Origin of the sequence: Pseudomonas sp. SIMBA_068 (assembly GCF_046534705.1) — a bacterium.
Classification (GTDB): Bacteria; Pseudomonadota; Gammaproteobacteria; order Pseudomonadales; family Pseudomonadaceae; genus Aquipseudomonas; species Aquipseudomonas putida.
The window spans coordinates 1-352 of sequence record NZ_JAWRYI010000155.1; the positions used below are offsets into that span (position 1 = coordinate 1).

General features: G+C 49.4%; 1 protein-coding gene. It reads left to right on the forward strand.

Features of this window, described 5'->3' with window-relative positions; genetic code table 11:
- On the forward strand, window positions 1–352 hold a 352-nt coding region (locus SB756_RS28620; RefSeq protein WP_410912882.1), incomplete at both ends, for a PfkB family carbohydrate kinase.

Sequence of the window (352 nt, forward strand, 5' to 3'; positions counted from 1 at the left end):
TGGATGATATTTGCGAAGCATTGAGTTATGTCGATTATCTGTTTCCTAATTATGCCGAGGCAAAATTACTCACCGGGAAAGAGACACTGGATGAAATTGCTGACTGCTTTCTTGCGTGCGGCGTAAAAACGGTGGTGATTAAAACGGGTAAAGACGGCTGCTTTATCAAGCGTGGTGACATGACGATGAAGGTGCCGGCGGTCGCAGGAATAACCGCCATCGACACCATTGGCGCGGGCGATAACTTTGCTTCAGGTTTTATTGCGGCACTGTTAGAAGGCAAAAATCTGCGTGAATGCGCACGCTTTGCCAATGCAACGGCGGCTATCTCGGTTCTAAGCGTCGGTGCCAC